The organism is Serratia sp. TSA_130.1, from assembly GCF_052691795.1.
In genome coordinates, this window is sequence record NZ_JBQZFS010000002.1 from 1,263,509 (window position 1) to 1,271,306 (window position 7,798).

Sequence of the window (7,798 nt, forward strand, 5' to 3'; positions counted from 1 at the left end):
CAGACTTGGCTTTTATAAAACTGATAGGAAGAGTCTACCAGAGATGCTCAAACAGGTAGAAATTTTCACCGACGGCTCCTGCCTTGGCAACCCTGGCCCCGGTGGCTACGGCGCAATACTGCGCTATAAGCAGACGGAAAAAACCTTCAGCGAAGGATTTCGTCTGACCACCAATAACCGCATGGAAATGATGGCGGCGATCGTGGCGCTGGAAGCGCTGACGGTGCCTTGCGCCGTGACGCTCAGCACCGACAGCCAGTACGTGCGCCAGGGCATTACCAGCTGGATCCATAACTGGAAGAAACGCGGTTGGAAAACCGCCGACAAAAAACCGGTCAAGAATGTCGATCTGTGGCAGCGGCTGGATCAGGCCATTCAGCGCCACACCGTTAAATGGGAGTGGGTCAAGGGCCACGCCGGCCACCCGGAGAACGAACGCTGCGACGAGCTGGCGCGCGAGGCGGCGGGTAAACCGACGCAGGATGACGTCGGCTACCAACCGGAAGCCTAAGGCAGCTTGCGATAACTCTTGGTCGCGCCCACCGCGCGGCTGAGAGACGGCTTTCTCGCCCCCAGTTTCATCGGCGTGGGCGTCAGCGGCAAGGTGCGCTTGCGCGCCACAATCACGCTCATGCAGCCCAGCGCCGGCAAATGGGTGCATAAAAACTTGCCGCCCTTGCGGTGCCACGGCAGCACGTGAAAACGCGCCTGGTGCAACACCTCGTAATTCAGCAGGCTGAGCCAATCCAACAACCGCATCTGGGTAAACATGCGGCTGACATAGGGCTGACGATGACGCAATCCGGGCACCAGCTTGCCCAATCCCAGCAGGCTGAACGGATTGAAGCTGCTGACAACCAGCCAGCCGTCGTCGATCAACACCCTATCCACCTCACGCAGCATCCGATGCGGATCGTCCGCGTAGGACAGCGTATGCGCCAACAGGCAGGCATCCACCGATTTGGCGGCGAACGGCAGTTGATAGGCGTCGGCGATCACCTGCAGCCCTTCCCCCTCCAGCCCTACGTTGACCTGGTGGGAGATTGCGCATTTATCCGTGGCCAGCTCGGCGCTGAGCATGCCCATCTTCAGCAGATGGAAACCGAACAGCTTGGGCCACCAGGGTTGCAACTGCCGCTCGAGCGCTTCACGATAGTACTCCCCCCACGGCAGCTCAGCCCAGGACTGCGGGCCGGTGAGCTTTTGTAGAGTATGGGCTGGTTTCATGATTTATTATCTTCTTTCAAGCCGTTGCCAACGAGAGGTACACCATGAATCTTATCAGCATTCCCGCCTTCCAGGACAATTACATTTGGTTATTGGATGACCGGCAGGGGCGCTGCATTATCGTCGATCCGGGTGAAGCGCGGCCGGTGCTCGAGGCGCTGCAGCGCCTGCAGCTGGCGCCGTCGGCGATCCTGCTGACCCACCACCACCACGATCACGTCGGTGGCGTGGCGCAGATTGTCTCACAATACCCGGGCCTGGCGGTCTACGGGCCGCAGGAAACCGCTGGCAAAGGCGCCAACCACGTCGTCCACGACGGCGACACCTTTGATATCGATGGCCGCCAATACAGGACTATCGCCGTTCCCGGCCATACGCTGGGCCATGTGGCATTCTATAGTGCCCCTTATCTGTTCTGCGGCGACACCATTTTCTCCGCCGGCTGCGGCAGGCTGTTTGAAGGCACCGCAAAACAAATGTACGACTCATTTCAACAACTCGCGCAACTTCCCGATAACACCTTAATTTGCTGCGCGCATGAATATACTCTTTCAAATCTTAAGTTTGCGCGGGCTATTTTGCCGGAAGATCGAGAGATTGAAACATATCAACAACATGTTGAAGCGTTAAGGGCAAAAGGCCAAGCTAGCGTGCCGACCACGTTGCAATTAGAGCGCAAAATTAACCTGTTTTTACGTTGCCATGACACTGATTTACAAAAGAAATTAGGCTTTAATTCACCACCGGAAAGCCTTCATTCAGTTTTTTCTGAATTACGCCTGCGGAAAGATAACTTCTAAGCTTTTAGTTGTGTTATTTGGCGAAGCAAAGTATTATTGCTCGTCTTTTAAGCAACTACATTGACACACACATGAAGGCTAAAGCGATATTTCTCGCCTCGGTCTTGCTAGTGGGTTGCCAGTCGTCCAGGCAGGACGCACCGGCGCCAGAACAGCATGCACAGAGTTTGTCTTCGGCTGGTCAAGATGGTGAAGCAGGAGAGTACACAGGAAATGGCCGAGCGAGCTCGGCGCGGTGGTTGGATAACAACAGTCCCGCCGCGCAACAGGACCTGTGGAACTTCATTAGCGACGAGCTGAAGATGGAGGTTCCGGAAAATTCCCGGATCCGTGATCAGAAAAGAAAGTACTTAAAAAGTAAGAGCTATCTCCACGATGTAACATTACGGGCAGAGCCGTACATGTACTGGATAGTCGGGCAGATTAAGAAACGTAATATGCCGATGGAACTGGTACTGCTACCCATAGTGGAGAGCGCTTTTGACCCACACGCCACGTCAAGTGCCAACGCCGCAGGGCTATGGCAAATCGTGCCGCAAACGGGTCGCAATTATGGTTTGAAAAACAATCAGTGGTATGACGGTCGACGCGATGTCGTCGCCTCGACAACCGCTGCGCTTAACATGATGCAGCGCTTGAACCGCATGTTTAACGGCGACTGGTTACTGACCGTAGCCGCCTATAACAGTGGTGAAGGCCGCGTGATGCAAGCGGTGAAGGCAAACAAACGCCAGGGTAAGCCAACCAATTTCTGGGCATTGTCGCTTCCGCGTGAAACGTCAATCTATGTCCCGAAAATGCTGGCGCTGAGCGACATCATCAAGAACAGCAAGAAGTACGGCGTGAAACTCCCGAAAACGGATGAAACCCGTGCGCTGGCTCGTATCGATGTCGGGCAGCAGATCCAGCTGACTCAGGCGGCTGAGATGGCTGGGCTTTCAGTCACCAAGATGAAAGCGTATAACCCAGGCTACAAAAAAGGCGTTACGGCACCCAACGGGCCCCATTACATCATGGTTCCCAAAGGGCATGCCGATCAGCTGAAAGACTCGCTGGCCGATGGCCAGATCGCCGTGACTCAGCCAACGACGCAGTTGGCGAAGAACAGCGGTTTGTCCGGTGGCAGTTCGTATAAAGTGCGCTCCGGCGACACCTTATCGGCCATAGCCAAGCGGCTGAACGTTAAGACCAGCGATTTGCAGAGTTGGAACAACTTACGCGCCAAGAGCGCCTTAAAAGTTGGGCAAACCCTGCAAGTGGCCAGCAATACTGGCAGTAACAGCAGTATCACCTACCAGGTTCGTAAAGGTGATTCGCTCGCCAGTATCGCACGTCGTCACGGCGTCGATATTAACGACGTGATGCGTTGGAATTCAACGCTAGCCAAAGGCAACCTGCAGCCAGGTCTGAAGCTGACCCTGTTTGTCGGCAACAAGATGACGCCGGATACTTAAATGTTCGGCACAAAAAAAGCACCCTTCGGGGTGCTTTTTTATTAGCTGCGATTCACCATACCGGCGAGTCTTTCTCCGGGTGAAACTCCACCAACAGCGGGTTGTGATCCGACGCGCTGGTCACCAGCACCGACGCCTCCACCACTCCCAGATTGCGGTAAAATACGAAATCCAGTGGACGACCGAAGGCCTTGCGGCGATGGTCGTCGGTGAAACTCACCTCGCGCAGCGCCATCTCTCCGGCAAAGTCATACAGTGCATTGATGCGCTTGCGGCTCCAGGCGTTGAAATCCCCCGCCATAATCACCGGCCCCCGGTGACTGGCGATCTGTTCGCCTATCGGCCCCAACTGCTTGCTGTAGACGTCGACACCCAGGCTAAAGTTCACCGCATGGATGTTCACCACCATCAACAGTTCGCCGTTGTACAGCGGATAAACGGTGATCAGGGCCGACTTGGAAAGCCGCAGCAGCGGCTCCCGCTCACGCAGCGGGCAACAGTAAACAGGATGAGCGGCAGCCAGCGTCATCACGCCGGAAGGGTGCTGCGGCAGCACAAAGGCCGGCACCTGATCGGCCGCCAGATAGTTGGCGGTAGCGTAGCTCACCAACTCTGGCGTGGTTTGCGCCTCTTGCAACAATACCAGCTGCGCGTCTTTGCCATGGTTTTTCAGCACCGAAAGCCAGTCGGCTCGCTGCTGTTTGAAAATATTCCATACCATGACGCGCAGGGCGCCGGTCGTCGGCAGCGCCGCCCCTGGCGGCAACGGCTGGTTAACGGCACCAGGAAAGATTCGCTCAACTGGCTGACCTGCAACATACCTCATTGCATAAGTTCGTTTCGGCACGCGATTCGCCTATTACCCATTAACATGAAAACTGGCGATGAACACTCGCCAACGATGAATTGATTATACGCCTACCCTGCATAGAGGGCATGGCTTTTGCGGGCATCACCTTTTCAGTTATAGGGGCCGCCTGCAGCGATTTCAATCTTCTGACGGTATAGCTGTGTAAAGGTGAGGGGTAATAGGTGAAAAATGCGAAAAGGCCCGCAAAATGCGGGCCAGGCAGCAAGAGTTTTACGTATTAAGCCGTTTGCAGCTGAGACTTTTTATCCAGGCGACCGCTGAAGCTAACCAGTAACAATGCAACCACCACGATCAACGCGCCAATCCAGGGGGTCTGCGCCAGCCCCAGTGAGGCAACGGTCTGGCCGCCAATCACCGAGCCGAGCGCAATGCCGATGTTGAACGCCGCGATGTTGAGACCGGACGCCACATCCACCGCATTTGGCGTGTATTGCGCGGCTTTCTGCACCACATACACCTGCAGCCCCGGCACGTTGCCGAAAGCGAACACGCCCATCACAATCACCGTCAGCAACGCGGCAATACTGTGGCTGGCGGTAAACTGGAACACCAGCAACAAAATGGCCAGCGCGGCAAAGATAAAGCTCAGCGCACGCACGGCCCCATGACGATCGGCCAGCTTGCCTCCCCAGATGTTACCCACCGCCACCGCGACGCCATAAGCCAATAGTATCCAGCTCACGGTCGGAGCAGAGAAGCCGGCCAGTTCCTGCATCATCGGCGCAAGGAAGGTAAAGGTCGTGAAGACCCCGCCGTATCCCAATGCGGTAATCGCGTAAATCAGCAGCAGACGAGGATGAGTCAGCACTTTCAGCTGTTCCCGCACGCCGGCGCTGCCCTGGTTCTTGATATTGCTCGGTACCAGAATAACGCTGGCCAGCGTGGCGACAGCGCCAATCAGAGAAACGGCCAGGAAGGTCTCACGCCAGCCAAACTGCTGGCCGATGAACGTCCCCAGCGGTACGCCGGTCACCAGCGCCACCGTCAGGCCACCAAACATGATGGCGATGGCGGAGGCCGCCTTCTCTTTTGCCACCAGGCTAGTGGCGATAGTGGAGCCGATAGAGAAGAACACGCCGTGCGCCAGGCCGGTCAACAACCGAGCCACTACCAGCGATTCATAGCTGGGTGACTGCCAGGCCAGCAGGTTGCCGAGAGTGAACAGCACCATCAGGCCAACCAGCAGCAGTTTGCGAGGTATGCGGCTGGTCAGGGCCGTCAGCACCGGCGCACCAATGGCCACGCCGAGGGCATAGATAGTCACCAGCAATCCAGCGGACGGTACGGTCACCCCAAGCTGCTCCGCGATAGTCGGGATCAACCCGACTATCACGAACTCGGTCGTGCCGATAGCAAAAGCGCTGATGGTTAAGGCAAGTAATGCGAGTGGCATTTTTTACTCCGAAATAGCATTCAAGTTGATGACGGCTATTATCGGCCTATGCTTAAATGATAAAAATGCTCAAAATTTCAAATTAACTTTGCTATCGGAGCAAAAATGAAAGCAAACTCTGACGAGTTGATCACCTTTGTCACCGTCGTAGAAAGCGGCAGCTTCAGCCGGGCGGCCGAACGCCTGGAACAAGCGAACTCCGTAGTCAGCCGAACGGTGAAAAAACTGGAAAGCAAACTGGGCGTAACGTTGCTCAACCGCACCACGCGCCAAATCAGCCTGACTCAGGAAGGAGAGAATTACTTTCGCCAGGTGCAGAAGGTACTGAACGACATGGCCGCGGCGGAAAATGCGCTGATGGAAAGCCGCCAGCGCCCGCAAGGCCTGCTGCGCGTCGATGCGGCAACGCCGGTGGTGCTGCATATGCTGACGCCTTTAGTGGCCGAGTTCCGCGAACGTTATCCAGAAATGTCGTTATCGCTGGTGTCTTCGGAAAACTTTATCAATCTGATCGAGCGAAAAGTGGATATCGCGATCCGCGTAGGCGAGCTGACCGATTCTACGCTGAAAGCACGCAAACTGATGACCAGCTACCGACATGTGCTCGCCTCCCCCGCTTATCTGGCTCAGCACGGCACGCCGCTAACGGTAGAAGATCTTGCACATCACTGCTGTATCGGTTTCAACGACCTGCCCAGCTTGAACCGTTGGCCACTGGCTTGTTCAGATGGCAGCCAGTTGGAAATCACCCCCGGTTTGACCACCAATAGTGGAGAAACCCAGCGCCATCTCTGTCTGCATGGCAACGGTATCGCCTGCCTGTCCGACTTTATGAGCGACGAAGATATCAAACGTGGAGATTTGGTCCCGATTCTGGTGGAAGCGACACTGCCGGTCGCCATGCCGATCAACGCGGTTTACTACAGCGACAGCGCCGTCAGCAACCGTCTGCGCAGCTTTATTGATTTTGTGAGTGAATACCTGAAACGATAAAAAAGGCGCCCCGATGGACGCCTTATGCTGACTACTGCGAGGAATGATTAATCCCAGTTTGGCGCCAGGCCTTCCGGACTAACCAGACGGCCGTTGCACTCCAGTGCGGCGATCTGCGCCATATCTTCGTCGGTCAGCGTCAGTTGCTGTGCCAATAGGTTGCTCGCCAGGTTTTCACGCTTGGTCGAGGAAGGGATCACCGCATAACCCAGCTTCAATGCCCAAGCCAGGACCACCTGTGCTGGGGTCGCATTGTGACGAGCAGCGATGCTTTTGATCGTTTCATCCTGCAGCGCTTTGCCGTAGGCCAACGTCATGTAAGAGGTGATGGCGATGCCGTGCTGCTGTGCAAATTCGACCACCTTGCGGTTCTGCAAGAACGGTGACAGCTCGATTTGGTTGGTGGCGATTTCATCGGCGCCAATCGCGTCAATCGCTTGCTGCATCAAATCGATGGTGAAGTTAGATACGCCAATTTGACAGGTCAGCCCCAGCTTTTTCGCTTCCAGCAGCTCAGCCATAAATTCGGCAACCGGCACTTCGTCGTGGGGTGACGGCCAGTGGATCAACGTCAGATCAACGTAGGACGTTTGCAGTTTTTTCAGGCTTTCTTGCAGGCTTGGGATCAGCGCGCCTTTCGCCAGGTTCGCGATCCAAATCTTGGTGGTGATGAACAGATCTTCACGTTTCACGCCGCTGGCAGCGATAGCCTGGCCAACAGCCGCTTCGTTTTCATAGATCTGTGCGGTATCGATAGTACGGTAGCCCAGCTCAAGTGCGGTGCTGACAGAATCGATAACAACCTGATCCTGAAGGCGGAAAGTACCTAAACCAAATGCAGGGATGCTCATAATGTTTTCTCTCATTAACGGGTAAATGTGGTATGAGGAAGATTATGGCAACTTTTTTATTGATCAAAAACGCCTGGTTCGGCATAAGACTTTTGATCTAAAGGCAACAATATCGGGAGATAAGGCGGTAAGGAAGGACAATTCCGGCCTGAAAAGCGCAAAATATAGATATGAAAAAGCCCTGAGTCAGAGACTCAGGGCTTATCAAT

The 7,798-nt window shown here is 55.2% G+C and carries 9 protein-coding genes; 5 read left to right on the top strand and 4 right to left on the bottom strand.

Annotation, left to right across the window (positions count from 1 at the left end; translation table 11 throughout):
- The first annotated feature begins 43 nt into the window (after positions 1-43).
- Positions 44-511, top strand: a complete 468-nt coding sequence (gene rnhA / locus ACUTQY_RS13010) for a ribonuclease HI (RefSeq protein ID WP_033641944.1) — start codon at positions 44-46, stop codon at positions 509-511.
- Here rnhA and ACUTQY_RS13015 read toward each other — a convergent pair.
- Positions 508-1,227, bottom strand: a complete 720-nt coding sequence (locus ACUTQY_RS13015) for a class I SAM-dependent methyltransferase (RefSeq protein ID WP_033641943.1) — start codon at positions 1,225-1,227, stop codon at positions 508-510. The genes rnhA and ACUTQY_RS13015 overlap by 4 nt on opposite strands.
- Before the next feature lie 44 nt (positions 1,228-1,271).
- Here ACUTQY_RS13015 and gloB point away from each other — a divergent pair, with 44 nt between their 5' ends.
- Both gloB and mltD read left to right on the top strand, forming a co-directional pair.
- The gene (gene gloB, locus ACUTQY_RS13020; RefSeq protein ID WP_046688269.1) at positions 1,272-2,027 is read left to right on the top strand and encodes a hydroxyacylglutathione hydrolase; all 756 of its coding nucleotides are present in this window, start codon (positions 1,272-1,274) and stop codon (positions 2,025-2,027) included.
- Positions 2,028-2,098: 71 nt separating this feature from the next.
- The gene (gene mltD / locus ACUTQY_RS13025) at positions 2,099-3,481 is read left to right on the top strand and encodes a murein transglycosylase D (RefSeq protein WP_033650995.1); all 1,383 of its coding nucleotides are present in this window, start codon (positions 2,099-2,101) and stop codon (positions 3,479-3,481) included.
- 52 nt (positions 3,482-3,533) lie between these two features.
- Here mltD and ACUTQY_RS13030 read toward each other — a convergent pair whose 3' ends face one another.
- Both ACUTQY_RS13030 and ACUTQY_RS13035 read right to left on the bottom strand, forming a co-directional pair.
- On the bottom strand, positions 3,534-4,328 hold the full coding sequence (locus ACUTQY_RS13030) for an endonuclease/exonuclease/phosphatase family protein (protein WP_025160092.1): 795 nt from the start codon (positions 4,326-4,328) through the stop codon (positions 3,534-3,536).
- Between the two features lie 241 nt (positions 4,329-4,569).
- Positions 4,570-5,745 (bottom strand): MFS transporter, encoded by a 1,176-nt coding sequence (locus ACUTQY_RS13035; RefSeq protein WP_046688268.1) that lies wholly within the window; start codon positions 5,743-5,745, stop codon positions 4,570-4,572.
- A 105-nt stretch (positions 5,746-5,850) separates the two neighbouring features.
- Between ACUTQY_RS13035 and yafC the strand changes: the two genes are divergently transcribed.
- Positions 5,851-6,738, top strand: a complete 888-nt coding sequence (gene yafC, locus ACUTQY_RS13040) for a DNA-binding transcriptional regulator YafC (RefSeq protein ID WP_004930183.1) — start codon at positions 5,851-5,853, stop codon at positions 6,736-6,738.
- A 47-nt stretch (positions 6,739-6,785) separates the two neighbouring features.
- Here yafC and dkgB read toward each other — a convergent pair whose 3' ends face one another.
- Positions 6,786-7,589 carry a 2,5-didehydrogluconate reductase DkgB gene (dkgB, locus tag ACUTQY_RS13045; RefSeq protein WP_046688267.1) on the bottom strand — a complete coding sequence of 268 codons (804 nt, stop codon included), beginning with the start codon at positions 7,587-7,589 and terminating at the stop codon, positions 6,786-6,788.
- Between the two features lie 25 nt (positions 7,590-7,614).
- On the opposite strand from dkgB, the gene ACUTQY_RS13050 reads away from it, so the two are divergent.
- Positions 7,615-7,798 (top strand): hypothetical protein (locus tag ACUTQY_RS13050; protein WP_206196046.1); only part of this gene is annotated, 184 nt, incomplete at its 3' end.

Coding starts and splice junctions, on each gene's coding strand:
- rnhA (WP_033641944.1), top strand. CDS start 44: ATGCTCAAACAGGTAGAAATTTTCACCGACGGCTCCTGCCTTGGCAAC.
- ACUTQY_RS13015 (WP_033641943.1), bottom strand. CDS start 1,227: ATGAAACCAGCCCATACTCTACAAAAGCTCACCGGCCCGCAGTCCTGG.
- gloB (WP_046688269.1), top strand. CDS start 1,272: ATGAATCTTATCAGCATTCCCGCCTTCCAGGACAATTACATTTGGTTA.
- mltD (WP_033650995.1), top strand. CDS start 2,099: ATGAAGGCTAAAGCGATATTTCTCGCCTCGGTCTTGCTAGTGGGTTGC.
- ACUTQY_RS13035 (WP_046688268.1), bottom strand. CDS start 5,745: ATGCCACTCGCATTACTTGCCTTAACCATCAGCGCTTTTGCTATCGGC.
- yafC (WP_004930183.1), top strand. CDS start 5,851: ATGAAAGCAAACTCTGACGAGTTGATCACCTTTGTCACCGTCGTAGAA.
- dkgB (WP_046688267.1), bottom strand. CDS start 7,589: ATGAGCATCCCTGCATTTGGTTTAGGTACTTTCCGCCTTCAGGATCAG.